Source organism: Streptomyces sp. NPDC043867, from assembly GCF_056435845.1.
Window position 1 is genome coordinate 262,394 of record NZ_JBWKDS010000004.1, and the last position, 26,682, is coordinate 289,075.

Genomic DNA, 26,682 nt, shown 5'->3' on the forward strand with positions numbered 1-26,682 from the left:
ACGCCTCCCTCCACCCCGTGCACACCGGTTTCCCCGCTGTTCACGCTGCCGCGCCCCGTCCGTTCACCTCGCGCGCGCCACAGCCCCGCAGACGACCGCTCAGGCCGCCGCCTGAAGATCCATCCGCGCCCCGAACTCCCTTACCACGGCCTCCTCGCGGTACGGCTCCAGCCGCTGCTGGAAATTCTCCAGATACTCCGCCCCGCGGTTCGACCGCAGGGTGCCGAGGAGTTCGACGGCACGCAGGCCCGTGTGGCAGGCCTGCTCGATCTCGCGCTGCTGCACCTGCGCGGTGGCCAGCAGCACGAAACCGATCGCCCGCCGCCGCGCCCGCGACTCGGGGTGCCCCGCGAGGGACTCCTGCGCGCACCGCGCCGCCGCCTCGGCCTGCCCCAGGTCCCGGTGGCAGTGCGCCAGCTCGTCGGCCAGATAGGCCTCGTCGAAGTGCGCGATCCACGTCGGGTCGTCCCCGGAGGCCGCGTCCGCCGACTCCAGGGCGGTGACCGCCCGCCCCGACGCCAGCTGCGCCGCCCGCACGTCGCCCATCAGCGCGTGCCCGCGTGCCTCCGCGGCGTGGAACATCGACTCCGCACGCGGGGTCACCCGGCCGCGCGCCCCCTCCTGGGCCGCGCGGGCCAGCTGCGCGATCTCGCGCGGGTTGCCGAGCTGCGCGGCCAGGTGGCTCATGGACGCGGCCAGCACGTAGCCGCCGTACCCGCGGTCACCGGCCGCCTGGGCGAGCCGCAGCGCCTGGATGTAGTACCGCTGGGCGAGCCCGGGCTGCCCGGTGTCGACGGCCATGTAGCCGGCCAGCTCGGTCAGCCGCGAGACCGCGGCGAACAGTTCGCGCCCCACCGCCTCCCGGTAGGAGCCCGCGAGCAGCCCCGAGACCACGCTGTTCAGGTAGTGCACGACGACGGGCCGTACGTGGCCGCTGCCGTACTGGTGGTCCAGCTGCACGAGCGCCTGGGTCATCGCGCGGACCGCCGCCACGTCCGGCAGGCCGACACGCGGCCCCGCCGCGCGGGCGACCTGCGAGTCCGGTGCGGAGATCAGCCAGTCGCGGCTCGGCTCGACCAGCGCGGAGGCCGCAACGGACGAGCCGGAGAGGAAGTCCCGGCGCCCCACGTCACTGCGCCACAGCTCGCAGACCTGCTCGATGGCTCCGAGGACGGTCGGCGAGAACTGGAGCCCGACGCCGGACGCGAGGTTCTTGCCGTTGGCCATGCCGATCTCGTCGATGGTGACCGTACGGCCCAGCTTGCGGCCCAGGGCCTCGGCGATGACCGCCGGCGCCCGTCCCCGCGGCTGCTGTCCGCGAAGCCAGCGCGCCACGGACGTCTTGTCGTAGCGCAGGTCCAGTCCGTGTTCCGCGCCGCACATGTTGACCCGGCGGGCCAGTCCTGCGTTCGAGCAGCCCGCTTCCTGGATGAGCGCCTGCAGTCGTTCGTTCGGCTGCCGCGCGACGAGCGGCCTTGCGGCCATGGCGTACCCCCTGCTTTCTGGCGACTCGCGTGCCTGCCCACGCACGGAGTTGACGTGTCCTCTGTGGCCGCCCCTCGGAGTGCGGAGGCGGCCAGGAAGATCAATGCCCCGTCGAGATAAGGAAGATGCGAGGCATGTGAGGATTGCCGGGGTAAAGGCGATTGCCCGACCCCACAGGGGGTTACCCACCCCCCGCTGCCGCTGCCCGTGCGCGCCCCCGCCCGTGCACCCGTGCGCCCCGGATGCGGGCGCGGTGCTCCTCCCCCGCGCGCACGCCGCCCGTAACCCGGGGTGGGTGCGGGAGTTGAGTTGACCGTGGACGAGACCATCGCAGGCACCGAGACCGCTCAGATCCCCGTGCAGCGCGGCGAAGCGCTGCTGGACGCCGCAGTGCGCTACGTCGAGGAGCGCCACTGGGACGTGTTCCCCGGCACCTGGCTGGAGGCGGTCGACGGCACGCAGCGCTGCTCCTGCGGTGAGCCCGCGTGCGCCCTGCCCGGCGCACACCCGGCGAGCGGGGACTGGGCGACCCGGGCGACGGGCAGCGCGTCCGTCGCCCGCCGGATGTGGTCGACGCAGCCCGCGGCCTCGGTCCTGCTGCCCACGGGACGGACGTTCGACGCCATCGACGTGCCCGAGACCGCCGGGTTCCTGGCCCTCGCGCGCATGGAGCGCATGGAGCTGACGCTCGGCCCGGTGACCTGCACGCCCGACCGGCGCATGCAGTTCTTCGTCCTCCCGGGGGCCGCGGCCAAACTCCCCGACCTCGTCCGCACGCTCGGCTGGCCGCCCGCCTCCCTCGACCTGCTCGCGCTCGGCGAGGGCACGTACGTGGCCGCCCCGCCCACGCGCTACGGGTTCCGGGGTGCCGTGCAGTGGGCCTGCCGGCCGACCCCGGCGAACCGCTGGCTGCCGGACGCGGAGGAGCTCGTCCCGCCGCTCGCCTACGCCTGCGGGCGGGACGCGCGCCGGTAGCGCCGGGCGGTCCCGCGCCCCGTGCGCCCGGGCCCGCCGCGGCCGGTCACGCGGTTCCCCGCACCCCGTCGGCAGCGGGGTCGCTCCCCTTAGGGTGCTTGTATGACCGAGGCAGCAGGGGTGGATGTGCCCGCCGTACGCGTACGAGGGCTCTGGAAGCGGTTCGGGGACCAGATCGCCGTCGCCGGGATCGATCTGGAGGTGCCCGCGGGTCAGTTCATCGGACTCGTCGGACCGAACGGGGCCGGGAAGACCACCACCCTCTCGATGGTGACCGGGCTGCTCAGGCCCGACCAGGGCACCGTCGAGGTCGTCGGCCACGACGTGTGGCGCGACCCGGTGCAGGTCAAGGCCCGGATCGGGGTCCTGCCCGAGGGACTCAGGCTCTTCGAGCGGCTGTCCGGGCGCGAACTCCTCGCGTACACCGGCCGGTTGCGCGGACTGCCCGGCGCCGAGGTGGACAAGCGGGCCACCCAGCTCCTGGACGTCCTCGACCTCGCGGGCGCCCAGCACAAGCTCGTCGTCGACTACTCGACGGGCATGCGCAAGAAGATCGGCCTGGCCTGCGCACTCCTGCACAACCCCGAAGTCCTCTTCCTCGACGAGCCGTTCGAGGGTGTGGACCCGGTGTCCGCGCAGATCATCCGGGGCGTCCTGGAGCGCTACACGGCCTCCGGCGCCACCGTCGTCTTCTCCTCCCACGTGATGGAGCTCGTCGAGTCCCTGTGCGACTGGGTGGCTGTGCTGGCGGCCGGACGCATCCGCGCGCACGGCCCGCTGGCCGAGGTCCGCGGCGACGCCCCCTCGCTCCAGCACGCCTTCCTCGAACTCGTCGGCGCGCACGGCCGGACCGCCGGCTCCGACCTCGACTGGCTCGGCGGCGGCGCCCGGTGAACACCGCCCCCGCCCCGGGTCCGGCCGCACCCGCCGCACCCGCCGCCTCCGTCACTTCCGTCTTCGTACGTCTCAAGCTGTCGCTCCTGCGCAACGGGCTGCGGCAGTCGTCCGGGCGGCGGGCCACGTACATCACCTCGACCGTGCTCGTGCTCCTCTTCGCCGCGCTCCAGCTGACCGGCCTGATCGCCCTGCGCGGCAACGCCCACGCCACCGCCGTCACCGTCCTGCTGGTGGCGGTCCTCGCGCTCGGCTGGGCGGTGATGCCGCTGTTCTTCCCCAGCGGCGACGAGACCCTGGACCCCACCCGGCTGGTGATGCTGCCGCTGCGTCCGCGGCCCCTGGTGCGGGCGCTGCTCGCGGCCTCCCTGGTCGGCATCGGGCCGCTGTTCACGCTCTGCCTGCTCGGCGGTTCCGTGCTCGCCGTCGCGCACGGCCCGGCGGCGTACGTCACCGCGGTGGTCGCCGCGGCGCTCGCGCTGCTCGTCTGCGTGGCCCTCGCGCGGGCCGTCGCGGCCGCCAACATCCGGCTGCTGACCAGCCGCCGGGGACGCGACCTCGCGGTGCTCAGCGGCCTCGTCATCGCCGTCGGCGCGCAGCTGGTCAACTTCGGCGCGCAGCGGCTCGGTTCGGCGGGCGGGCTGTCCGCGCTCGAACCGGCGGGCGACGTGCTGCGGTGGGTGCCGCCCGCCTCGGCGATCGGCGCGGTGCACGCGGTGAGCGAGGGCTCGTACGGTGTCGCGGCCGCCCAGCTCCTGCTCACCGGGGCCGCTCTGGCGGGCCTGCTGGTCCTCTGGTCGCGGAGTCTGACCCGGCTGATGACCTCGCCGGACGGGTCGACGCTTCAGGCGGCCGAGCCCGCCGCCCGGGAACGCGCTTCGACGGGCCTGAGCCGGCTGCTGCCCGCGGGGCGCACCGGGACCGTCATGGAGCGGAGCCTGCGCTACGTGTGGCGCGACCCGAAGACCAAGGCGGCCTGGGTGACCTCGCTCGCCGTCGGGCTGATCGTGCCTGTGTTCAACGCCCTCCAGGGCACCGGGTCGGTCTACTTCGCGTGCTTCGCGGCCGGCATGCTCGGCATCCAGATGTACAACCAGTTCGGGCAGGACACCTCCGCGTTCTGGATGGTCGCGATGACGATCTCGTCGACCCGGGACGCGTACGTCGAGCTGCGCGGGCGGGCACTGGCGCTGCTGGTGATCACGCTGCCGTACGCGACGCTCGTGACCGTCGCGACCACCGCGCTGCTCGGCGACTGGGCCCGGCTGCCGGAGGTCCTCGGGCTGTCCTTCGCGCTGCTCGGCGCGATGCTGGCGACCGGCGCCTGGTCGTCGGCCCGCTTCCCGTACTCGATCCCGCAGGAGGGCTACAAGAACGTGGCCCCGGGCCAGGCGGGCCTCGCCTGGATCTCGATCTTCGGCGGGATGGTCGCGGCGGCGCTGCTGTGCGCCCCGGTCATCGCGCTCACGATCTGGCTGAACGTGGCCGCGGACGGCGACGCGTGGACGTGGCTGCTGCTGCCGGCCGGCACCGCGTACGGCGCGCTGATCACGCTGCTCGGCCTGCGCCTCGCCGCCCCTCGCACGGCCCGGCGACTGCCGGAGATCCTGACGGCGGTGAACAAGGGCTGACCCCACGTGCTTCCGGGAGACCTCGAACAGGGCCGTCATCAACTAGCTGTCCGCGTGGCGGGCCACGCAGGAGCAGATTCCGAAGATTTGCCCCTGTGGCCAAGATGGTCGCATCTTGAAAGGGTGCCTCCGAGGTTGCCGACAGCTCCCCCGGAGGCACCTGTATGTCAGGTCTTGGCCGCCGCAACCTCGCGCGCCCGGCTAGCAAGTTCCCGTACGGCCTGGGCCTTGGCGTACGGCGCCAGCTCCTTACGCATCGTGTGGAAGTGGTCGTCTCCGCGAACGGACGAGACATGCTCGTACTCGTCGAGGAATCGCCCCCACGACTGGCATGAGGCGTCCAAGTGTCCCAGGCGCAATTCCCGCTGCGCCAGGACCGCGTAGGCGTGAACACGGCCCTGCCGTTCCTGGGCTGGCTGAAACCGGATCGACTGCTTCATCGCGTTGACGCTTCCCGACAGGTCGCCCTCCTCCATCAGCACGTGGGAGACGTGGAACAGGTACGCGGTCTTGTCGTATCCGCCGATCGCGTCACGCCGGTTGTCGGCCTGCGACAGTGCGGTCTCAGCTTCCCGCAGGCGGGTGTGGGCCTGACGGCGATCTCCGACCATGGACGCCGCATGCGCCTGCTGCCCGCGCAGGAAGGCCACCAGGCGGGGGCCGGCCGACGGCTCCGCTTCGGCCGCAGAATCGGCCAGCTCCAGCGCCATCCGCCCATGACCGAGGTTCGAGGAGAGGTCGTACTCATCGCCGACATGGAGGAAGTCACCGCGGGCACCCTGCCGGGCTGCGGAGAAGACAACCCGTACAACTGACCCTTGACGTTCAGTGCCGGGGCCGTGCATGACCGGCGGCCCCGGCACCGACTCAAGACAGGAGCCTCCTTTGCCCACCCCGCGCCTGACCCACCTCCCGGCAGCCGCACTGCGCCTGATCGAAAAGGCCAGCGGCCCCGTGGCCGACGTCGGGACCGTCGCCGCAGGGCTGAACAGCACCATCGCGGCCCGCGTGCGTACGTCCGAGCGGACCATGTTCGTCAAGGGACTGCCGCTCGATCACCCGCGGGTATGGACCCAGACCCGCGAGGCGCAGATCGCCCCCTACGTCCGCGGTATCGCACCGGAACTGCTCTGGCACGTTGAAGCGGACGGCTGGAGCCTTCTCGCCTTCGAGTATGTAGAGGGTGGCCACGCGGACCTCACGCCCAACTCCCAGGACGTGCCCGCCGTCATGGCCGCCATGATCAGGTTGAGCGAACTGCCCACGGCGCCGCCGATCGAGCTGAAGACCATGCCGTACCGGCTTCGCGGGTACGTGGACGACCCGGCAGACCTGTCCTGGTTCGCTGGCAACTCCTTCCTGCACACCGAATGGAACCCGCACAACGTCCTCTTGAAGGACGGCCAGGCGCTGCTCGTGGACTGGGGATGGGCGTCCCTTGGGGCAGCCTGGATCGACCCAGCGTTGTGGCTGCTCTGGCTCATCGCGCACGGCCACACGCCGGGCCAAGCCGAGAATGCAGCCGCCGCACACCCGGCGTGGGACAAGGCCCCCGCCGCTGGCCTCGACGTCCTGGCAAAAGTGCAGCACCGCCTGTGGGGCTCGATCGCTGCCGAGAGCGAAGACGACTGGGCGAACCCGATGCGAGACGCCGCGCGAGCCTGGAACGAGCACCGCCAGTCCCACCCCTAACTCACACCGCTCTCACGTAATGCCCGAACCCCCGCCTCGGCGGGGGTTCGGGCATTACGTGTAACGCACAGCGCGGTCAGTCCGTCCACACAGGCGTGGCTAGCCGTTGACGCTCGGCCACGCTCTGATGTATCGCCGCCGGGAGGACCCTGACAGTGCCGATGCCAGTTCTTGACGGTACCGAACAGCTTTTTCTTCGAGCCGTTCGCTGACCTCTTTGCCGCACCGCTGGAAGAGACCACCCGCCTCCCGCAGTCGAAGAGGTTCAGACGTCCCTCGCGCACGTCTGGATCGTCGCCGCCGAGATCAAAGTCGAGGAACGTGTGGCCAAGGCTGCCGACTTCCGCAGCTCCTTCACTGCCATCGCAGGCACGCGCGTGGACGCCCTGGAGGTCTACTGCCGTAACGGCCGACGCCCCTATGAGGACGTCGCCGAAACCGACTGGGCCGCCTTGATCGACAACCGGCACCTGATCGGCGGCGATCAGAGCCATCGCGCCAAGCCCAAGATCCCCGAGCCGCCCGTCAACGCGCGCGTGGTACCCGGGGGCGTCATCCAGCGGCGAGGCATCGGCGCCTACGTGAGCGGCGTCTCTCGGCCCGCCCGGTAGGAGGGCACGTGCGCATCTTCCTCCTTGGCCTTCTGCTCGGCGGAGTCTCCAGCGGAGTGGCCCAGCACTACACCGGCGACCCCCAGCTCACCGCGTGGGGGTATCCAGGGCGCTGGAGACCCGAACGCCCCCGGGGGCCGGCTCCCGCCCGGCGGAGACCCGAATGCGCCGCTGCCGCCTCCGTCAGCCGGGCATGGCCCTACCGGCCGCGTGGTGCCCGACGCCCGCCCGGCCCCGCTCCCGAGGCGGTGCCGCGTCCCCGGGGGCCGAAGTTCGCGCGGCGCGCAGCCAAGGGCGCCCGCCTCCGCGGCCGGGATCACCGGGCCGCCCGGTCGGCCGCACTCACTTCGTCAGGACGCTGTCCATGAACGGCTCGATCGCCGCGCGCCAGGCGTCGGGCTGGTCGTAGTGGACGAGGTGGCCGGCGTCGGCGACCTCCGCGTACTCGCCGCGGGGCAGGACGCGGACCATCTCCTGGGACTCCGCGCGGCCGAGCTCGCCGTCGAGGCCGCGGACCACCAGGGCCGGGCACCGGACCTGGGTCAGCTCCTCCCAGTGCGCGTCGTACACCCAGGTCTCGCGGGACTTGAGCATCTGCTCCGGCTCGAAGACGGGGCGCCAGCCGTCACCCGACTCGGACATCACCTCGGCGTAGAACTCCCCGCGGGCCGGATTGGGGCGCTCCACCCAGGGGTCGTCCTCGCCGAACCACTTGCGGACGTCCGCCAGCGTCGCGAACGGGACGGGCCAGGCCTTGAACCAGTCCTCCCACTCCCGCTGCGACGCGGCGCCCAGGGCCGAGGCCCGCATGTCGCAGATGACCAGGCCGCAGACGAGGTCAGGACGCTTGGCGGCGAGCTGCCAGGCGGTCAGCGCGCCCATCGCGTGGCCGATGACGACCGCCGGCGCGAGACCGAGCTGTTCGAGCGCGGCCTCGGCGTCCTCTACGTAGGCCTCGCGGGTGTAGAACCCCTCCGGGGGCTTGTCGCTCTGCCCGTGGCCGCGCTGGTCGAGCGCCACGGCGCGATACCGCTCGGAGAGCCAGCGGGCGGTCGACGCCCAGTGCGAGGCACGGCCCATCAGGCCGTGCAGCAGGAGCACGCCGGGCCCCCGCTCGGTCCGCTCGGCGGCTAACCGCCCGGGACCTGCCTGCGCGGGCACGGTCACGGCCGGTTCCGCCGCCCGGCCCGGATCGCCCTTCGGAGGGTCGCCGAACTCCCAGGCCGCGAGCCGTACGCCGGCCGCTCCGGTCACGTCGATGCGCCGCACCATTGGTCCTGGCACCCCCCTGGCTCGCTCGGACCGCTCACTCCCGCCGGTCCATTTCCGTACCGCTGGCCGTCCTGCCGCTCCTGCCGGGTCCCGCCGTGCGCGCCGCTCACCTCGCCACCACGTGCCCGGTGATACAGCGCACGTCACACATGATCCGTCACCCCCACGCTATCGAATGGGGATTCGAAAAGGGGCTCCCGCACGACAACACCCCTCATTCGAGTGACCTCCCTCAGGGGTTGACCGCCGCCACCGAGGGGAGATCTTCCACGGGGAACGGACCACTCGGGGAAAGGGTCCGGCGGGGATGACCCTGGGAGCTCGGGGCTCCGGGTCAGCACAGGGGAGGACAGGCCCCGGCGCCGAGCGGCGCCGGGGCCCTCTCCACGTCTGCGGCACATCTCCCGCTCCCTCCCGGCCCGCGTGACATCGCTGTCGGACGACGGCCAAGAACCCCTCGGTCATATGCCTCACGCGACAGCGTCGCACGCAAACGGTCGCGGCGCTGCGATTCCGCGCACTGGATCTCGAATTCGACGGGATCGACAAGGCGTCACAACTGCCCCTGGCCGCGCGGCAGTTGACACCCGAAGGGACTCGGAGGGGCGGCTCGCCGGAGGTCAGCGCTTGGCGACGAACACGTGGGAGGCGACGTCCGCCACCAGCTCCGCGGCCTCGCCGCCGCTGCCGACCAGCACGCCGCCGGGCGACTCCGTGACGCTCACGACCGAGCCGGGCTGCACGCCCGCCCGCCGCAGCGTGTACATCAGCTGCGCGTCCGTCTGGATGGGCTCGCCGATACGCCGGACGACGACGGTCTTGCCGTCCGCGCCCGGGTCGAGGTCGGCCAGCGACACCATGCCCGCGTCGAGGAACGGGTCGGCGCCGTCCTTCTCGCCCAGCTCCTCAAGACCCGGGATCGGGTTCCCGTACGGCGACTCGGTGGGGTGCCGCAGCAGCTCCAGGACGCGGCGCTCGACCGCCTCGCTCATCACGTGCTCCCAGCGACACGCCTCGGCGTGCACCTGCTCCCACTCCAGACCGATCACGTCGACCAGCAGGCACTCCGCCAGCCGGTGCTTGCGCATCACACGGGTGGCGAGGCGGCGGCCCTCCTCGGTGAGCTCCAGGTGACGGTCGGTCGCCACGGCCACCAGGCCGTCGCGCTCCATCCGCGCCACCGTCTGGCTGACCGTCGGTCCGCTCTGGTCGAGCCGCTCGGCGATCCGGGCGCGCATGGGGACCACACCTTCCTCCTCCAGCTCGAGGATGGTGCGGAGGTACATCTCCGTGGTGTCGATCAGTCCGGACATACGTGCCCCTCGATTGCTCTGCCGAGAGCTGGACCGCTCTCCGGCGCGTGCGCTGGCCCTGGACCCAATTCTGACGCATACCACCGACAACCGTGCCGTGCCGGGGAAACCGCGCGCTGCGCGGTGCCCGGGCGGCCTGCCCGCGGTGCCCGCGGGGGCCGTATTGACAGGGCACTGGTCCAGACCGCAACGTGATCCGCGACACGACGGGAGCACGGCCCCGCCGGGCCGCCGGTTCGCCGGCTCCGGGCCGCCGCCCACACCGGCGTGCCGCCGCCGACGCGACTTCGAAGGGGCTTCGCCGATGAGCGAGAGCAAGCTGGCCGGGCAGTTCTTCGACGCCGCCATCGGCCTGCTTCAGCGGGTGCGGGACGAGGACGCCGACGCCATCGAGGCGGCGGGCACGCTCGTCGCGGACACCGTCGCCGACGGGGGCCGCCTGTTCGCCTTCGGCGCCGGGCACTCCTCGCTCGCCGCGCAGGACGTCGTATACCGCGCGGGCGGCCTCGCCCTGATGAACCTGCTCGCCGTGCCCGGTGTCGTCGGCGTCGACGTCATGCCCGCCACGCTCGGCTCCGCGCTGGAGCGGGTCGACGGCCTCGCGAGCGCCGTCCTGGACTCCAGCCCCGCCCGCGCCGGCGACCTCCTCGTGATCGTCTCCCTCTCCGGACGCAACGCCCTTCCCGTCGAGATGGCGGTGAACGCCCGCGCCCTCGGCCTGAAGGTCGTCGGCGTGACGTCGGTCGCCTACGCCTCGGAGACCAGATCGCGGCACGTCTCCGGCACCTACCTCAAGGACCACTGCGACATCGTGCTGGACTCGAAGATCGCTGTCGGCGACGCGGAGCTGAGCGTGGACGCCATCCCGGCGCCCTTCGCCCCCGCCTCCACGGTGGTCACCGCCGCGCTGCTCCAGGCCGTGATGGCCACGGCCGCCGGCGCCCTGGCCGAGCGCGGCATCGAGCCCCCGCTCCTGCGCTCGGGCAACGTCGACGGCGGCCACGACTGGAACGGCCGGGTGATGAGCGAGTACGCGGACCGGATCTTCTACCGCCACTGAGCCGGAACCGGGCTCCGGGGAGCTCCAGCCGCCACCGGACCTCCGCCCCGGGTCACCGGTCCGGCGTCACCAGGGCCGCCAGGTCCAGCGACGCCGCGATCCGGACGGCCACGTCCTCCGCGTACACCGCGTCCGCCCGCTCGAACTGGCTGCGCCCCGCGCCCCGCAGGAACGTCACGACGCCCAGCGTGCGGCCGCGGCTGCGCAGTACGGCGCACAGCGCGTGCACGGAGTCCGCCGGCCACTGCCGGGCCACGGCCCACTCGCGGGCCGCCTCGGGAGTGGCGTTCCCCGCGCCGGCCCGCACCGATCCGGACCGCTCCACGCACTGGAGCGCGGGATGGCTCGGCGCGTACCGGACGGGGATCCCCGCCTTCCCGCCCGGCAGGCTCGGCCCCGGTGCCCCGGCGGGTGTGGCCGCGTCCCGGACCAGCCGCACCGGGGTGTCGGCGTCGCCGTCGGCCACCGGGCCGCCCGCCACGCGGTCGATCAGCGCGTGGTCGGCGAATCCGGCGAGCGCGAAGTCCAGGTGCACGGTGGCCGCCTCGGCGGGGTCCTCGCACTCCGCGGCGGCCCGCGCGGCCCGGTGCAGCTGGTTGGCGCGGAACCGCAGCAGCGCGGCCTCCTGCTCCGTCTGCTTGGACTCGGTCACGTCCTGGAAGAGCCAGCCGACCCCCAGCGGGACGGGCTCCTCCGTGAGCGGCGAGGCCAGCCGCAGGAAACCACTGCGCCAGCAGCGGCGCCTGTCGCCCTCCGCCGTGCGCACGCTCACCCACATCTCGGCGGGCGCGGGCGGGGCGCCCTCGGCGAGTACGTGCGTCAGCGCGCTCTCCAGTTCCTCGACGCCCTGGGCGAGCAGCTCGCCCAGGGGGCGGCCGAGGACGGCGGTGCGCCCGATGCCGAGGGCCCGGGCCGCGTGGGCGTTCACCACGGCGGGCCGCAGGTCGGCGTCCACGAGCACCACGCCCCAGCTGGCGTCCTCGAAGAGGGCCTCGCTCAGGGCGATGGAGCGCTCCAGGTCGATCTGGGTGTGCACCTCGCTGAAGGCGCAGTAGACCCCGGCGGGCTTGCCGTCGGGTCCGCGGACGGCCGCCGACTGCGTCCGCACGAGGACGCGGCCGCCGTCCTTGGTGACCAGCGCGAACTCGTGGACCTGCCGTCCGGGCGCGTCCATCGCGGACATCAGCCGCTCCGCGACCTCCGCCGCGTCCGCGGTCCGCACGGCCCACCCGGCGAACCCGCGCCGGCCGACGGCCTCGGCCGCGGTCCAGCCGAGGATCCGCTCGGCCTCGCGGTTCCAGTGCGTGACGACACCGTCGGCGTCGAACGCGCACAGCGCCGCGTCCATCCCGTCCAGCAGCGCGGCAAGAAGATCCGAACCGTCGTGCTCGGGCTCGTCCGGGCCCAGCTCGTCGGTGGTCCCACTACGCCGGGAAGCACTCACCTGAACCCCCTGCAGGCTGCGTCCGCACGTACGGCGCGTCGGTTCGCTCACTCGTCATCATTCAACTGGAACGTGACCCAGCCCACACCACGTTCCCCGAAGTTCGGGGGAAATCGTCGCGGGGCGAAGCTCCGTCCCCTGGTCCCCGGCGGCTCCGTCGCCGCGCACTTCCCATGGTCCCTCGCCTGCCCGGGATGCCCAACCGCAGGCGTCCCGGAAAAAACGGTTGAGCCGTGCGGGATCGGTTCCTAGGCTGGGCGCACGCTGAGAAAGGAGGTGATCCGGCAGATGTATGGAACCCGGACGAGCGAGGTGGCTGCGGGCTAGCGGCCCGCCACCCCATGCAGTGCGGTGCCGGACCAGCGCGCGCGTTCGCGCGTGCAGCCGGCCGAATTTCCACGCAGTCACCCGACCCGCGGGCTCGCCGGTACGTCCGGCCGGCCTCCTCGCCCTGGCGAGGGGACCAGAGCCCGCGGGTCGCCTGCGTCGGGGGGCGCGGATCGCCCGCAGCCGGCGGACTTCGCGGTAGCGGACCACGGATGTGACCGGGGCCGCATCCCGCTCGTGGGACCCGCAGTACGCTGGGCGCATGCTTTCGCTCGTACGACGCCGCCACGTGGACTACGTCCGCGTCACGAGCACGGGCTGTCGACGGTCCGTCTGACCCCGGCCCCGCACCACCCGCCTCCCGGTTCTTCCCGGGAGTGCCCCTCTCCTTCTCCACGCCCACCCGGCACCCGTGGCGCCCGCCCCACCCCCGGCGGCGGCCCGGGCACCCGTACACCCCTGCGGACGCATCCCATGACGAATGCCGCGACGAACCCGTCGTACCAGCAGCTCCCCATCATCGACCTGTCGGCCGCCGGCCGGGGTCCTCAGGCGCGTGCGCTGCTGCACGCGCAGTTGCACAGCGCCGCCCACGACGTGGGCTTCTTCCAGCTCGTCGGGCACGGGGTGCCGGAGGCCGAGACCTCCGCCCTGCTCGGTGCCATGCGGCGGTTCTTCGCGCTCCCGGAGGCCGACCGGCTGGCCCTCGACAACGTCAACTCCCCGCACTTCCGCGGCTACACCCGCACCGGGGACGAGCGGACGGGCGGCAGCCGGGACTGGCGGGACCAGCTCGACATCGGCCCCGAGCGGCCCGCCAGGACCCCGGGCCCGGACGAACCGGCGTACTGGTGGCTGCAGGGCCCCAACCAGTGGCCGGCCGCGCTGCCGGAACTGCGTACCGCCGCGCTCGCGTGGATCGACCGGCTCAGCTCCGTCGCGGCGCGGCTGCTGCGCGAGCTGCTGACCGCGATCGGGGCGCCCGGCGACTTCTACGAGCCCGCGTTCGGGGAGCGTGCCCATCCGCAGCTGAAGCTGGTGCGGTACCCGGGCAGCGCGGGCGACGGCGCCGGCCAGGGAGTGGGCGCGCACAAGGACTACGGGTTCCTGACGCTGCTGCTCCAGGACGAGGTGGGCGGACTCCAGGTGCAGCGCGCGGACGGGCTCTTCCACGACGTGCCGCCGGTCCCGGGGGCGTTCGTCGTCAACCTGGGCGAGCTGCTGGAGGTGGCGACGAACGGCTACCTGCTGGCGACCAGCCACCGGGTGGTCAGCCCGCCCGGGGCCACCGAGCGGTTCTCCGTGCCGTTCTTCTACAACCCGCGGCTCGACGCCCGGATCGAGCCGCTGCCGTTCCCGCACGCGCCCGCGGCGCCGGGGGTGACGACGGACCCGGCCAACCCGCTCTTCGCGGAGTACGGGCGCAACGAGCTGAAGGGCAAGCTCCGCGCGCATCCGCTGGTCGCCGCCCGCCACCACGCGGGGCTGCTCGTGCCCGCGTGAGGGCGGACGGCGTACCGGGCCGGGGTCAGGACGCGATGCCCCCGTAGCCCGCGATGTCCCGGGGGCTGCGGGAGCCGGGGCCCACGTAGCGGGCGGACGGCCGTACGAGGCGGCCGGTGCGCTTCTGCTCCAGGATGTGCGCCGACCAGCCCGCGGTGCGGGCGCACGTGAACATCGAGGTGAACATGTGCGCCGGCACCTCGGCGAAGTCGAGGACGATGGCCGCCCAGAACTCGACGTTGGTGGCCAGCACCCGGTCGGGGCGGCGGGCGTGCAGCTCGGCGAGGGCGGCCTTCTCCAGGGCCTCGGCGATCTCGAAGCGGGGGGCGCCGAGCTCGCGGGCGGTGCGGCGCAGGACGCGGGCGCGGGGGTCCTCGGCGCGGTAGACGCGGTGCCCGAAGCCCATCAGGCGCTCGCCCTTGTCGAGGGCCCGCTTGACGAAGGCCTCGGCGTCGCCGGTGCGCTCGATCTCCTCGATCATGCCGAGGACGCGGGAGGGGGCGCCGCCGTGCAGCGGGCCGGACATCGCGCCGACGGCGCCGGACAGCGCCGCGGCCACGTCCGCGCCGGTGGACGCGATGACGCGGGCGGTGAAGGTCGAGGCGTTCATGCCGTGTTCGGCGGCGGAGGTCCAGTAGGCGTCGACGGCGGCCACGTGCTTGGGGTCCGGCTCGCCGCGCCAGCGGATCATGAACCGCTCGACGACGGACTGGGCCTTGTCGATCTCGCTCTGCGGGACCATCGGCAGACCCTGGCCGCGGGCGGACTGGGCGACGTACGACAGGGCCATGACGGCGGCGCGGGCGAGATCGTCGCGGGCCTGCTGCTCGTCGATGTCGAGCAGCGGCTTGAGGCCCCAGCGGGGGGCGAGCATGGCGAGCGCGGACTGCACGTCGACGCGGATGTCGCCGGAGTGGACGGGGATCGGGAAGGGCTCGGCGGGCGGCAGTCCGGGGTTGAAGGCGCCGTCGACGAGGAGGCCCCAGACGTTCCCGAAGGAGACGTGGCCGACCAGTTCCTCGATGTCGACGCCCCGGTACCGGAGCGCGCCGCCCTCCTTGTCCGGTTCGGCGATCTCCGTCTCGAACGCGACGACTCCCTCAAGCCCGGGTACGAAGTCGGACATCAGGCGGCTCCTCGTGGTGGGTGCGACAGATGGTGTGCGGGGTTCGGCGACCATGTGTCGGACGTGGGCGGGGCGGGTCCGGTCCGGTTCCACGGCCGTGTCCGAAGACTCGTGCGGGACTGCCCGAAGTCTCCGGCGGCTCGCGGTCCGAAGCGGTCACCCCGGTAGTGCCCCGTGCGGTCGGCGGTCACCCAACCGGAACGGCAGCAGCACGATATCCCTGAGTGCCACCTTTGGGGAGAGCGTGCGGCACTCAGTGCCACACAGTGACGAAGCGCACCCCGTGCAGCAGGCGTTCGCGCAGCCGCTCCCGCAGCTCACCGCCGGCAGCCCGGGTCCGTACGGCAGGATGGCCGCGTGACCGACCGCTTCCCGGATGAATCCGCCGCCGAGCCCCTCGTCCAGCGCGCGGCCGAGGCCGCCGAGGCCGCCGGCGGACCGCCGGCCGCCGACCCCGCCGCGATGCGCGCGCACTACCGCGCGGAGGGTCTCGACGAGCCGGACCTCGCTGCCCACCCGATGGACCAGTTCGGCCGCTGGTTCGAGCAGGCGGCGCAGGCCGCCGTGCAGGGCGTGGTGTACGAGCCGAACGCGATGGTCGTCTCCACCGCGGACGCGGACGGCCGACCCAGTGCGCGCACGGTGCTGCTGAAGCAGTACGACGAGCGGGGCTTCGTCTTCTACACCAACTACGACTCCCGCAAGGCGCGCGAGCTGGCCGCCAATCCGTACGTGTCGCTGCTCTTCCCGTGGCATCCGATGGCCCGCCAGGTGATCGTCCAGGGGGTCGCGCGGCGCACCGGACGCGACGAGACTGCGGCGTACTTCCGCACCCGCCCGCACGGCTCCCAGCTCGGCGCCTGGGCGAGCGCGCAGTCCACGGTGATCGCCTCGCGCACGGAACTCGACGCCTCGTACGAGGAGCTGAGCGCCCGCTATCCGGAGGGCGAGCGGGTGCCGGTGCCGCCGCACTGGGGCGGGTTCCGGATCGCCCCGCGGTCGGTCGAGTTCTGGCAGGGCCGCGAGAACCGGCTGCACGACCGGCTCCGGTACGTGGCCGGGGCGGACGGCGCCTGGCGGGTGGAGCGGCTCAGCCCCTGACGTGACCGGGCCGGGCCCCGCGCCGTCAGCCGAGGGCGTCGTCGAGGAGTGCGGCCCACTGCGCGACGACCCGTTCGCGGCGGCCCGCGTCGTCCGTGAGCAGGTTCGCCAGGCCCAGGCCGCGGGCCATGTCGAGCAGGCCCTGGACGCTCTCGCGGACGCCGGGGCGGGACTCGTCGGCGCCCAGCAGGTCGACGGCGATGCGGTGGCTCTCGCGGCCGACGCGGGCCTCAAGCTCGGTCACGCGGGGGCGCAGCTGCTCCTCGTTGGACGCGGCGACCCACAGGTGGAGGGCGGCGCGGAAGAGGGGCCCGGTGTAGAGGCCGACGAGGGCGGAGACGACGGCGGGGCGGTCGGCGGCGCCCTCCGGGAAGAGGGCGCGCAGGGCGGTGGAGCGTTCCTCGGCGACGTACTCGACGGCGGCGGTGAACAGGTCCTCGCGGGTGGGGAAGTGGTGCTGGGCGGCGCCCCGGGAGACGCCGGCGCGTTCGGCGACGACGGAGACCGTGGAGCCCGCCCAGCCGTGTTCGGCGAGGCAGGCCACGGCCGCCGCGAGCAGCCGCTGCCGGGTGGCCCGGCTGCGGTCCTGCTTCGGGGCACGGTCGACACCGGTCGCGGTCACAGCACCCATGCGGGATCCCGTCGTTCCAGAAAGGCCGTCATCCCTTCGCGGGCGCCGTCGGAGGCGAACAGCCGTGCCGAGAGCGCGGTGAGCGCGGCGGTGTCCCGGTCGAAGGTCTCCAGCACCCTAGCCGTGAGCAGCCGTTTCGTCTCGGCCAGGGCCTCGGGCGAGGCCCGGCGCAGCCCGTCCAGGACCGGGGCGAGGCTCGCGTCGACGTCCTCGGCGGCCTCCGTCAGCAGGCCGCCGCGCGCCGCCTCGGCCGCGTCGAAGCGCTCGCCGGTGAGGTAGTGGCGGGCGGCGGCGCGCGGGTCGAGGCGGGGCAGCAGCGGCATGGAGATCACGGCGGGCGCGACCCCGATGCGGACCTCCGTGAAGGCGAAGGACGCCTCAGGACCGGCCATCGCGATGTCGCAGGCGCCGACCAGCCCGAGGCCGCCCGCCCGTACGTGGCCGGTGACGCGTGCGAGGACCGGCTTGGGCAGCTCCACGACCTGCCGCAGCAGGGCCACGAACGCGGCGGGGTCCGGTGGCTGCCTGAGGTCCGCCCCGGCGCTGAAGGTGTTCCCGGTGTGGGTGAGGACGACGGCGCGTACGCCCGGGTCCTCGCCGCACGCGGTCAGGGCGTCGGCGAGGGAGGCGACGAGCGGGGCGGACAGGGCGTTGCGGTTGCCCGGCGAGTCCACGGCGAGCGTGGTGACACCGCGTTCCCGGGTGACGGCGACGGGCGTCATGACCGCTCCCGCAGTTCCCGGCGCAGGATCTTGCCCGAGGCGGCCCGCGGCACGCCCTCGACGAAGGTCACCCCGCGCACCCTCTTGTACGGGGCGACGCGCTCGGCGACGTACATCATGACCTCGCTCTCGGAGAGGTCACGCGCGGCAGGCTGGCGGACCACGTAGGCGTGCGGGACCTCGTTGTTGTCGTCGTTGTACACCCCGACGACGGCGGCGTCGGCGACACCGGGGTGGGTCAGCAGCAGTGCCTCCAGCTCCGCGGGGGCGACCTGGAAGCCCTTGTACTTGATGAGTTCCTTGACCCGGTCCACGACGAACAGCCAGCCGTCGGCGTCCACGTACCCGACGTCGCCGGTGTGCAGCCAGCCGTCCCGGTCGATCATCGCGGCGGTGGCGTCGGGACGTCCGAGGTAGCCCTTCATGACCTGGGGGCCGCGGATGGCGATCTCGCCGGGCTCGCCGGCGCCGAGGTCCTTGTCCGGGTCGTCCAGGGACAGGATCCGCATCTCCGTGCCCGCGATCAGCTTGCCGACGGTCCCGGGTGGCGGGTCCACGGCGTCCGGGGGAACGACGTGGGTGCCGGGTGACAGTTCCGTCATGCCGTAGGCCTGGCCGACCGGCGGCAGTCCGAGGCGGCGCGAGCAGGCGGCGGCGAGCGCGGCGTCCAGCGGGGCGGCGGCGCAGATGAGGTAGCGCAGGGACGACAGGTCGTACCGCGCGACCGCCGGGTGCTTGGTGAGGGCGAGGACGATCGGCGGCGCCACGTACAGGCCCGTGATGCGGTGCTTCTCGATGGCCGCGAGGAAGGTGCCGAGGTCGAAGCGGGGCAGCACGACGACGGTGGCGCCCTGCCGCAGGGGCGCGTTCATGAGGGCGGTCAGCCCGTAGATGTGGAAGAACGGCAGCACGGCGAGGATGCGGTCGCCGGGGCCCATCGGCAGGGTCGGCGCGAGCTGCGCGAGATTGGTGGCGATGGACCGGTGGGTGAGCATCACGCCCTTGGGGACGCCGGTGGTGCCCGAGGAGTACGGGAGCGCCGCGACGTCCTCGGCCGGGTCGATGTCGATCCGCGGTTCCGGCGCGGCCGAACCGAGCATGTCGATCAGCGAGCGGTGGCCGGGCGCGCTGTCGCAGACGAAGATCTCCCGTACGCCGCCCGCCTGCCCGGCCGCCGCGCGGGCCGTCTCCAGCAGCGGCGACACGGTGACGATCCAGCGGGCGCCGCAGTCCCGCAGCTGCTTGGCGAACTCCCCGGCCGTGGCGAGCGGGTGGACGGTGGTGACCGAGGCGCCGGCGCGGGTGGCGGCGTAGAAGGCGGTCGGGAAGGCGACGGTGTTCGGGCTGTGCAGGGCGAGGACGTCGCCCTTGACGAGACCCGCCTCGGCGAACGCGGCGGCGAGCCTGCGGTGGAAGCGGTCCACCTGCTCGTAGGTGAGGGTGGTGCCGTCCACGCCGTCGACGAGCGCGGGGGCGGCGCCCCGCTCGGCGGCCCGGCCGAGCACGGCGTCGTGGATGGGGAGGTCGACGGCCGGGACATCTGCGTACTCGCTGCGGAACACGGTTCCTCCTGGTACGAGTCCTGGTACGGCTCCTGGTACGGCGCCTAGTACGACTTGGGCAGGCCCAGGGTCTGGTGGGAGACGTAGTTCAGGATCATCTCCCGGCTCACCGGGGCGATACGGGCCACGCGTGAGGCCGTGCTGAGCGAGGCGAGGCCGAACTCCCGCGTGAGGCCGTTGCCGCCGAGGGTGTGCACGGCCTGGTCGACCGCCTTCACGCAGGCCTCGGCGGCCGCGTACTTGGCCATGTTGGCGGTCTCTCCCGCGCCGGCGTCGTCCCCGGAGTCGTAGAGGAAGGCCGCCTTCTGCATCATCAGGCGGGCGAGTTCGATGTCGATGTGGGCCTGTGCGAGGGGGTGGGCGACGGCCTGGTGGGCGCCGATGGGCTGCCGCCAGACGGTGCGGTCGCGGGCGTACTCGACGGCCTTGGACAGCGCGTAGCGGCCCATGCCGATCGCGAAGGCGGCGGTCATGACGCGCTCGGGATTGAGTCCGGCGAACAGCTGGAGCAGGCCCGCGTCCTCCTCGCCGACAAGGGCGTCGGCGGGCAGCCGTACGTCGTCCAGGGTCAGCTCGAACTGCTTCTCGGCGCTGTGCAGTTCCATGTCGATCCGCCGCCGCCCGAATCCCTCGGTGTCGCGCGGGACGATGAACAGGCAGGGCTTGAGGCGGCCGGTGCGGGCGTCCTCGGTGCGGCCCACGATGAGGGTGGCGTCGGCGATGTCGACGCCGGAGATGAACACCTTGCGCCCGCTGAGCAGCCAGTCGTCGCCGTCGCGGCGGGCGGTGGTGGTGATGCGGTGGGAGTTGGAGCCGGCGTCGGGCTCGGTGATGCCGAAGGCCATCGTGCGGGTGCCGTCCGCCAGGCCGGGGAGCCACTCGCGCTTCTGGGTGCCGGTGCCGAAGCGGGCAATCACGGTGCCGCAGATGGCCGGGGAGACCACCAGCATCAGCAGCGGACAGCCGGCTGCGCCCAACTCCTCCAGCACGATGGACAGTTCGGAGATGCCGCCGCCACCGCCGCCGTACTCCTCGGGGAGGTTGACGCCGAGGTAGCCGAGCCCTGCCGCCTCCGACCAGAGTTCCTCCCGGACGTGTTCGCGGCCGTGGCGCCTGCCGAGGGCGGATACGGCGGCCCTGAGGGCCTGGTGCTCGTCGGACTCGATGACGGGGCTCATGCGGCTCCTTCGTGTGCGGGTGTCGTCGTGGCTGGTCGCGCCCACGCGGCGGTGCCGCCCGGGCGATGTCCTCCCGCGCTTCAGGCCTCGCGCACCACTGCCAGCAGGGACCCCACCGCCACCTGCTGCCCGGGGGTGACGCACAGGTCGGTGAGCGTGCCCGCGGCCGGGGCGGTGATCCGGTGTTCCATCTTCATCGCCTCCAGCCACAGCAGGGGCTGTCCGGCCTCCACTGCGGACCCCTCGGCCAGGCCCTCCGCCACGCGGACGACGGTTCCGGGCATCGGCGCCAGCAGCGAACCGGGGGTGCGGTCGGCCACCGGGTCGGGGAAGCGGGGCAGGGCGGTCAGGGCGGTGGCGCCGACGTGGACCCGGTCGCCGTACCGGCTGACGGGGAACCTCCGCCGTACGCCGTCGATCTCCAGGACGACGAGAGCCGCGTCGGCGTGGACGACGCGCACTCCCTCGGCGGTCAGGCCGTCGCGGGTGTGGCGGTAGCGGACCTCGTGTTCGGTGCCGTTCATCAGGTACCGCTTGGTCTGCGGCGCGGAGGGGAGGTTGCGCCAGCCGCCGAGGCGGGAGCGCCCGTGGGCGTCGGCGAGCGCGGCGGCGAGCGGCGCGTACGGGTCCGGGGCCGCCTCGGTGAGCGCGGCCAGGTGCCGTTCGTAGAACCCGGTGTCCATGCGCGCGCCGGTGAACTCGGGGTGCCGCAGGGACCGTACGAGCAGGTCGCGGTTGGTGAGGGGGCCGTGCACTTCGGCCGATTCCAGGGCGCGGGCGAGCTTGCGGACCGCCTCGGCGCGGGTGGGCGCGTGGGCGACGGCCTTGGCGAGCATCGGGTCGTAGTGGATGCCGATGAGGTCGCCGTCGCTGTAACCGGTGTCCAGGCGGATGCCGTCCGGGACGGCGAGGCGGTGCAGGGTGCCGGTCTGCGGGGCCCAGTCGCGGGCCGGGTCCTCGGCGTAGAGACGGGCCTCGACGGCGTGCCCGCGGGCGGCCGGTGGACCGTCGTCGAGGGCCGCGCCCTCGGCGACGCGGATCTGCAGCGCCACGAGGTCGATGCCGAAGACCGCTTCGGTCACGGGGTGTTCGACCTGGAGGCGGGTGTTCATCTCCAGGAAGTGGGCCCTGCCGTCCGCGACCAGGAACTCGACGGTGCCGGCGCCGGTGTAGTCGACCGCGCGGGCGGCGCGCACGGCCAGTTCGCCCAGTTCCGCCGCGAGTTCGGGGGTGAGGCCGGGCGCCGGTGCCTCCTCGACGACCTTCTGGTGGCGCCGCTGGAGGGAGCAGTCCCGGGTGCCCAGCGCCCACACCGTGCCGTACGTGTCGGCCAGGATCTGCACCTCGACGTGGCGCCCGCCCTCCAGGTACGGCTCGACGAAGACCTCGCCGTCCCCGAAGGCACTCAGCGCCTCGGCGCGCGCGGCCGTCAACCCGGCCTCCAGCTGGCCGAGTTCGCGTACGACGCGCATGCCGCGTCCGCCGCCGCCCGCCGCCGCCTTGACGAGCACCGGGAGGTCGTCCCCGGTGACCTTCTCCAGGGGGGTGAGCCCCATCAGCTTCTTGGCGTGCGTCTTGGACGCCATCGCCTCGATCGCCCCGGGCGGCGGTCCGATCCACACGAGGCCCGCGTCGGTCACGGCCCGCGCGAAGTCCGCGTTCTCGGACAGGAAGCCGTACCCGGGGTGCACGGCGTCCGCGCCGGCGTCCAGGGCGGCCCGCACGATGAGTTCGCCGCGCAGATACGTGTCCGCGGGCGCCACGCCCGGCAGCCGCACCGACGCGTCCGCCACGCGTGCGTGCAGAGCGTTCTCGTCGGCGTCGGAGTGCACCGCGACGGTCCGGATGCCCAGCTCGCGGCAGGTGCGGAAGACTCGGCAGGCGATCTCGCCGCGGTTGGCGACGAGGACTGAAGTGATCACTCGGGGGGACCTCACATCCGTCATGGCCGTCACATCCGGAAGACGCCGAAGCCGCCGCGCGCGCCCTCGAAGGGCGCCGTGTGGATCGCGGACAGGCACAGGCCGAGGACGGTGCGGGTGTCGCGCGGGTCGATGACCCCGTCGTCGTACAGCCGCCCGGACAGGAACATCGGCAGGGACTCCGACTCGATCTGCTGCTCCACCATGGCGCGCAGGGCCGTGTCGGCCTCGTCGTCGTACGGCTGTCCCTTCGCCGCCGCCGACTGCCGGGCGACGATCGACAGGACGCCCGCGAGCTGCTGCGGGCCCATGACGGCGGACTTGGCGCTGGGCCAGGCGAACAGGAAGCGCGGGTCGTACGCCCGCCCGCACATGCCGTAGTGACCGGCTCCGTACGAGGCGCCCATGAGGACGGACAGGTGCGGGACCCGCGAGTTGCTCACCGCGTTGATCATCATCGCGCCGTGCTTGATGATGCCGCCCTGCTCGTATTCCCTGCCGACCATGTAGCCGGTGGTGTTGTGCAGGAACAGCAGCGGGATGTCGCGCTGGTTGGCGAGCTGGATGAACTGGGCGGCCTTCTGGGACTCGGCGCTGAACAGCACGCCCCGGGCGTTGGCCAGCACCCCGACGGGATAGCCGTGCAGGCTCGCCCAGCCGGTCGTCAGGCTGGTCCCGTAGAGGGGCTTGAACTCGTCGAAGTCGGAGCCGTCGACGACGCGGGCGATGACCTCGCGCGGGTCGAAGGGCTGCCTGAGGTCGCCGGGGACGACGCCGAGGAGTTCGTCCTCGTCGTACTTCGGGGGTGCGGCCGGGCCCGGATCGCCGTACGCCTTGCGGTGGTTGAGACGGGCGACCACGCGCCGGGCCTGGCGCAGGGCGTCCCGCTCGTCGACGGCGAAGTGGTCCGCGAGGCCCGACACGCGTGCGTGCATCTCGGCGCCGCCGAGGGACTCGTCGTCGCTCTCCTCGCCGGTGGCCATCTTCACCAGCGGCGGCCCGCCGAGGAAGACCTTCGCCCGCTCCTTGACCATGATCACGTGGTCGGACATGCCGGGGACGTACGCGCCGCCCGCCGTGGAGTTGCCGAAGACGACGGCGACCGTCGGGATCCCGGCCGCCGAGAGCCGGGTGAGGTCGCGGAAGATCGCCCCGCCGGGGATGAAGATCTCCTTCTGGGACGGCAGGTCGGCGCCGCCGGACTCCACGAGGCTGATGCAGGGCAGCCGGTTGGCGAGCGCGATGTCGTTGGCCCGCAGCGCCTTCTTCAGGCTCCACGGGTTGCTGGCACCGCCGCGCACGGTCGGGTCGTTCGCGGTGATCAGGCACTCCACGCCCTCGACCACCCCGATGCCGGTCACCAGGGAGGCGCCGACCGCGTAGTCGCTGCCCCAGGCGGCCAGCGGCGACAGCTCAAGGAAGGGCGTGTCGGGGTCGAGCAGCAGCTCGACGCGTTCGCGGGCGAGGAGCTTGCCGCGCCCCCGGTGCCGGGCCACGTACTTCTCGCCGCCGCCCGCGAGGGCCTTCGCGTGCTCGGTGTCCAGCTCGGCGAGCCGGGCGAGCATGGCCGCGCGGTTCGCACGGTGGTCGGGGCTGTCGGCGTCCAGGGCGGACGCGATGACCGTCACAGCAGGGCCTCCGGTATGTCCAGGTGGCGGGCGCGCAGCCACTCGCCGAGGCCCTTGGCCTGCGGGTCGAAGCGGACCTGCGAGGCGACGCCCTCGCCGAGGATCCCCTCGACGACGAAGTTGAGCGCGCGCAGGTTCGGCAGCACATGGCGTACGACGGTCAGCGGGGCCGTCTCGGGCAGGAGTGCTTGGAACAGGTCGGCCGTGAGGGTGTGCGCGAGCCACGGCCAGACCTCGCCGGTGCGCGCCCACACCCCGACGTTGGCGTCGCCGCCCTTGTCGCCGCTGCGGGCACCGGCGACGAGACCGAGCGGGGCGCGACGGGTCGGGCCGCCGGCCGGGGGCGGGTCGGGCAGCGGTGGCGCCGGCGGTGTCTCCAGTACGCGCGTGTCCCGGGGCGGCGCCACGGGGATCCGGCGCCCGTCGTGGAGGACGGCCACATGGTCCACGGCTCCATGGTCGACGTACACATCCTCGAAGACCCCATAGGGCGCTCCCTTCCCGGGTGGCGCCAGCACATGGAATCCGGGGTAGCTGCCGAGCGCCAGCTCCACGGCCGCCCCGCTGAGCGTCCGGCCCACCACGTCCTGGTCCGCGTCCCGTACGACGAGCCGGAGCAGGGCGCTCGCCGTCTCCTCGGTCGGCGCGTCGGGACGGTCGGTGCGCGCGAGGTCCCACCGCACGTCGGCGGGGCGGCTCCCGGCGGCGTCGAGCGCGGTTTCCATCTGGTCCCGGACGAGCGCCGCCTTCCGCTCGATGCCGAGCCCGGTCAGCACGAACACGACCTCGTTGCGGAAACCGCCGAGCCGGTTGAGCCCGACCTTGAGGGTGGGCGGCGGGGCCTCTCCGCGCACCCCGTCGATCCGCACCCGGTCCGGACCGTCCTGGGTCAGCCGCACGGTGTCGAGCCGGGCGGTGACGTCGGGGCCCGCGTACCGGGCGCCGGAGGTCTCGTACAGCAGCTGCGCGGTGACCGTGCCGACGTCCACGACTCCGCCGGTGCCGTCGTGCTTGGTGATGACGGCGGTGCCGTCCGCGTGGAGTTCGGCGAGCGGGAAGCCGGGGCGGCGCAGCCTGCCGGGGTCGTGCTCGGTGAAGAACGCGTAGTTGCCGCCGGTCGCCTGCGCGCCGCACTCCAGGACGTGCCCGGCGACGACGGCGCCCGCGAGCCGGTCGTGGGCGTCCGGCCCCCAGCCGAAGTGGGCGGCGGCGGGCCCGGTGACCAGCGCCGCGTCGGTCACCCGCCCGGTGACCACGACGTCGGCGCCCTCGCGCAGGCAGGCGGCGATCCCGCCGCCGCCGAGGTACGCGTGCGCGGCCAGGCTCGCCGGGTGGGCCGCGGCGAGGTCGTCGCCCTCGACGTGGGCGACCCGGACCGGGATGCCGAGCCGCGCGGCCAGTTCCCGCACGGCTGCGGCGAGTCCCGCGGGGTTCAGACCGCCGGCGTTGGCGACGATCCGTACGCCCTTCTCACGGGCCAGCCCGAGGCACTCCTCCAACTGCCGCAGGAACGTCCTCGCGTATCCGCGCGAGGGGTCGCGCAGCCGGTCCCGGGCCAGGATCAGCATGGTCAGCTCGGCCAGGTAGTCGCCGGTCAGGACGTCCAGCGGGCCGCCGGTGAGCATCTCGCGCAGGGCGTCGAACCGGTCGCCGTAGAAGCCGGAGGCGTTGCCGATCCGCAGGGGGGCGGGTGAGGTCACCGGTCGCCGCCCCTGGGCGCGCGCCCGGCGCCCGGCGGTCCCGCGAAGGCCTGCGCGATGTCGAGCCACCGGTCGGCGTCTGCCCCCTCGGCCCGTACGGCGAGGTCGGCGCGGTGGGCCCGCTGGGTGACCAGCAGGCAGAAGTCGAGCGCAGGACCGGTGACCCGCTGGCCGGCGTCCTCCGGCCCGTACGTCCACAGCTTCCCGGACGGCGCCACCACCTCCACCCGGAACTCGTCCGGCGGCACGTCCAGCCCCCGCGCCCGGAAGGCGAAGTCGCGCGCCCGCACCCCGATCCTGACCACGTGCCGCAGCCGGTCGGTGGGGGCGCGGACCACGCCCAGCGCGTCGGCGACGTCCTGCCCGTGCGCCCAGGTCTCCATGAGGCGTCCGGTGGCCATGGAGGCGACCGACATGGCCGGCCCGTACCAGGGGAAGCGGGCTTTGGCGGGTGCCGCGCGCAGGGCCTGTCCGAGCGCCACGCGCCCCTGCCGCCACTCGGCGAGCAGCCGGGCGGGCGGCAGCGCGGCCCCCGCGTCGGCGCCCTCGTCCACGAAGGTGTCCGGCGCCGACAGCGCCTTGTCCACCTCCGCCGCGAAGGCCCGCGCGTCGGTGACGGCGAGCAGGGCCGAGTGGTCCGTCCAGGCGAGATGGGCGATCTGGTGGGCGACGCTCCACCCGGCGGCGGGCGTGGCCAGGGCCCACTGCCCCGCGTCCAGCTCCCCCACCAGCCGGTCGAGTTCCCCGCTCTCCCGGCACAGATCGTCGATCACGGACGACGGTTCGGACACGATGCGCTCCCCTCGGGGACGACGGCGTGCAGGGAGCATGGCAGCGCCGACAGAAACAAGCAAGCGTGCTTGCATGAGTTTCCGCGAGGCATGTTCCGGCGCCCGGACGACCGC

Annotated in this window: 21 protein-coding genes and 1 pseudogene; 8 read left to right on the top strand and 14 right to left on the bottom strand. The window is 73.5% G+C overall.

What is annotated here, in order from left to right:
- Window positions 1–99 precede the first annotated feature (99 nt).
- A complete protein-coding gene (locus AC069T_RS06235) occupies window positions 100–1,485 on the bottom strand; it encodes a transcriptional regulator (RefSeq protein ID WP_478781597.1) in 1,386 nt (461 codons plus the stop codon).
- 315 nt (window positions 1,486–1,800) lie between these two features.
- Here AC069T_RS06235 and AC069T_RS06240 point away from each other — a divergent pair, with 315 nt between their 5' ends.
- The 3 genes from AC069T_RS06240 to AC069T_RS06250 all read left to right on the top strand — a co-directional run bounded on the left by AC069T_RS06240 (window position 1,801) and on the right by AC069T_RS06250 (window position 4,985).
- Window positions 1,801–2,460 (top strand): bifunctional DNA primase/polymerase, encoded by a 660-nt coding sequence (locus AC069T_RS06240; RefSeq protein WP_478781598.1) that lies wholly within the window; start codon window positions 1,801–1,803, stop codon window positions 2,458–2,460.
- A gap of 102 nt (window positions 2,461–2,562) precedes the next feature.
- Window positions 2,563–3,354, top strand: coding sequence for an ABC transporter ATP-binding protein (locus tag AC069T_RS06245; protein WP_478781599.1), 792 nt, complete (start codon window positions 2,563–2,565; stop codon window positions 3,352–3,354).
- Window positions 3,351–4,985 (top strand): transporter, encoded by a 1,635-nt coding sequence (locus AC069T_RS06250; protein ID WP_478781600.1) that lies wholly within the window; start codon window positions 3,351–3,353, stop codon window positions 4,983–4,985. Before AC069T_RS06245 ends, AC069T_RS06250 begins: the two co-directional genes overlap by 4 nt.
- Window positions 4,986–5,152: 167 nt before the next feature.
- Here the strand turns inward: AC069T_RS06250 and AC069T_RS06255 are convergent.
- Window positions 5,153–5,719: pseudogene (locus AC069T_RS06255) on the bottom strand (hypothetical protein); the annotation flags it as partial.
- Window positions 5,720–5,870: 151 nt separating this feature from the next.
- Here AC069T_RS06255 and AC069T_RS06260 point away from each other — a divergent pair.
- Window positions 5,871–6,677, top strand: coding sequence for an aminoglycoside phosphotransferase (locus AC069T_RS06260; RefSeq protein WP_478781601.1), 807 nt, complete (start codon window positions 5,871–5,873; stop codon window positions 6,675–6,677).
- Between the two features lie 323 nt (window positions 6,678–7,000).
- Window positions 7,001–7,288, top strand: a complete 288-nt coding sequence (locus AC069T_RS06265; protein ID WP_478781602.1) for a hypothetical protein — start codon at window positions 7,001–7,003, stop codon at window positions 7,286–7,288.
- A gap of 342 nt (window positions 7,289–7,630) precedes the next feature.
- Here AC069T_RS06265 and AC069T_RS06270 read toward each other — a convergent pair whose 3' ends face one another.
- Window positions 7,631–8,560, bottom strand: coding sequence for an alpha/beta fold hydrolase (locus AC069T_RS06270; RefSeq protein ID WP_478781603.1), 930 nt, complete (start codon window positions 8,558–8,560; stop codon window positions 7,631–7,633).
- A gap of 620 nt (window positions 8,561–9,180) precedes the next feature.
- Window positions 9,181–9,873, bottom strand: a complete 693-nt coding sequence (locus AC069T_RS06275) for an iron-dependent transcriptional repressor DtxR (protein ID WP_478781604.1) — start codon at window positions 9,871–9,873, stop codon at window positions 9,181–9,183.
- A 304-nt stretch (window positions 9,874–10,177) separates the two neighbouring features.
- Here AC069T_RS06275 and AC069T_RS06280 point away from each other — a divergent pair, with 304 nt between their 5' ends.
- Window positions 10,178–10,933, top strand: coding sequence for an SIS domain-containing protein (locus tag AC069T_RS06280; protein ID WP_478781605.1), 756 nt, complete (start codon window positions 10,178–10,180; stop codon window positions 10,931–10,933).
- Between the two features lie 52 nt (window positions 10,934–10,985).
- Here the strand turns inward: AC069T_RS06280 and AC069T_RS06285 are convergent, their stop codons facing one another.
- Window positions 10,986–12,377, bottom strand: coding sequence for a PAS domain-containing protein (locus tag AC069T_RS06285; protein WP_478781606.1), 1,392 nt, complete (start codon window positions 12,375–12,377; stop codon window positions 10,986–10,988).
- 801 nt (window positions 12,378–13,178) lie between these two features.
- Between AC069T_RS06285 and AC069T_RS06290 the strand changes: the two genes are divergently transcribed.
- Window positions 13,179–14,207, top strand: coding sequence for an isopenicillin N synthase family dioxygenase (locus AC069T_RS06290; RefSeq protein ID WP_478781607.1), 1,029 nt, complete (start codon window positions 13,179–13,181; stop codon window positions 14,205–14,207).
- Window positions 14,208–14,232: 25 nt separating this feature from the next.
- Here the strand turns inward: AC069T_RS06290 and AC069T_RS06295 are convergent, their stop codons facing one another.
- A complete protein-coding gene (locus tag AC069T_RS06295; protein ID WP_478781608.1) occupies window positions 14,233–15,333 on the bottom strand; it encodes a citrate synthase 2 in 1,101 nt (366 codons plus the stop codon).
- Window positions 15,334–15,795: 462 nt separating this feature from the next.
- Here AC069T_RS06295 and pdxH point away from each other — a divergent pair, with 462 nt between their 5' ends.
- The gene (gene pdxH, locus AC069T_RS06300) at window positions 15,796–16,434 is read left to right on the top strand and encodes a pyridoxamine 5'-phosphate oxidase (protein WP_478781656.1); all 639 of its coding nucleotides are present in this window, start codon (window positions 15,796–15,798) and stop codon (window positions 16,432–16,434) included.
- 25 nt (window positions 16,435–16,459) lie between these two features.
- Here the strand turns inward: pdxH and AC069T_RS06305 are convergent, their stop codons facing one another.
- The 8 genes from AC069T_RS06305 to AC069T_RS06340 form a co-directional block, all read right to left on the bottom strand.
- Window positions 16,460–17,065: a TetR/AcrR family transcriptional regulator gene (locus tag AC069T_RS06305; protein ID WP_478781609.1), complete on the bottom strand. Its 606-nt coding sequence runs from the start codon at window positions 17,063–17,065 to the stop codon at window positions 16,460–16,462.
- Window positions 17,053–17,787 (bottom strand): enoyl-CoA hydratase family protein, encoded by a 735-nt coding sequence (locus AC069T_RS06310; protein WP_478781610.1) that lies wholly within the window; start codon window positions 17,785–17,787, stop codon window positions 17,053–17,055. The genes AC069T_RS06305 and AC069T_RS06310 overlap by 13 nt, the downstream gene beginning before the upstream one ends.
- The gene (locus AC069T_RS06315) at window positions 17,784–19,349 is read right to left on the bottom strand and encodes a 4-coumarate--CoA ligase family protein (protein ID WP_478781611.1); all 1,566 of its coding nucleotides are present in this window, start codon (window positions 19,347–19,349) and stop codon (window positions 17,784–17,786) included. Before AC069T_RS06315 ends, AC069T_RS06310 begins: the two co-directional genes overlap by 4 nt.
- A gap of 44 nt (window positions 19,350–19,393) precedes the next feature.
- Window positions 19,394–20,527, bottom strand: a complete 1,134-nt coding sequence (locus tag AC069T_RS06320; RefSeq protein ID WP_478781612.1) for an acyl-CoA dehydrogenase family protein — start codon at window positions 20,525–20,527, stop codon at window positions 19,394–19,396.
- A gap of 80 nt (window positions 20,528–20,607) precedes the next feature.
- The gene (locus AC069T_RS06325) at window positions 20,608–22,449 is read right to left on the bottom strand and encodes an ATP-binding protein (protein WP_478781613.1); all 1,842 of its coding nucleotides are present in this window, start codon (window positions 22,447–22,449) and stop codon (window positions 20,608–20,610) included.
- 29 nt (window positions 22,450–22,478) lie between these two features.
- Entirely contained in the window at window positions 22,479–24,077 is a 1,599-nt protein-coding gene (locus AC069T_RS06330; RefSeq protein ID WP_478781614.1) for an acyl-CoA carboxylase subunit beta, read from the bottom strand.
- Entirely contained in the window at window positions 24,074–25,777 is a 1,704-nt protein-coding gene (locus AC069T_RS06335; protein WP_478781615.1) for an acyclic terpene utilization AtuA family protein, read from the bottom strand. Before AC069T_RS06335 ends, AC069T_RS06330 begins: the two co-directional genes overlap by 4 nt.
- Window positions 25,774–26,568 carry a TIGR03084 family metal-binding protein gene (locus AC069T_RS06340; protein ID WP_478781616.1) on the bottom strand — a complete coding sequence of 265 codons (795 nt, stop codon included), beginning with the start codon at window positions 26,566–26,568 and terminating at the stop codon, window positions 25,774–25,776. Before AC069T_RS06340 ends, AC069T_RS06335 begins: the two co-directional genes overlap by 4 nt.
- Window positions 26,569–26,682 lie beyond the last annotated feature (114 nt).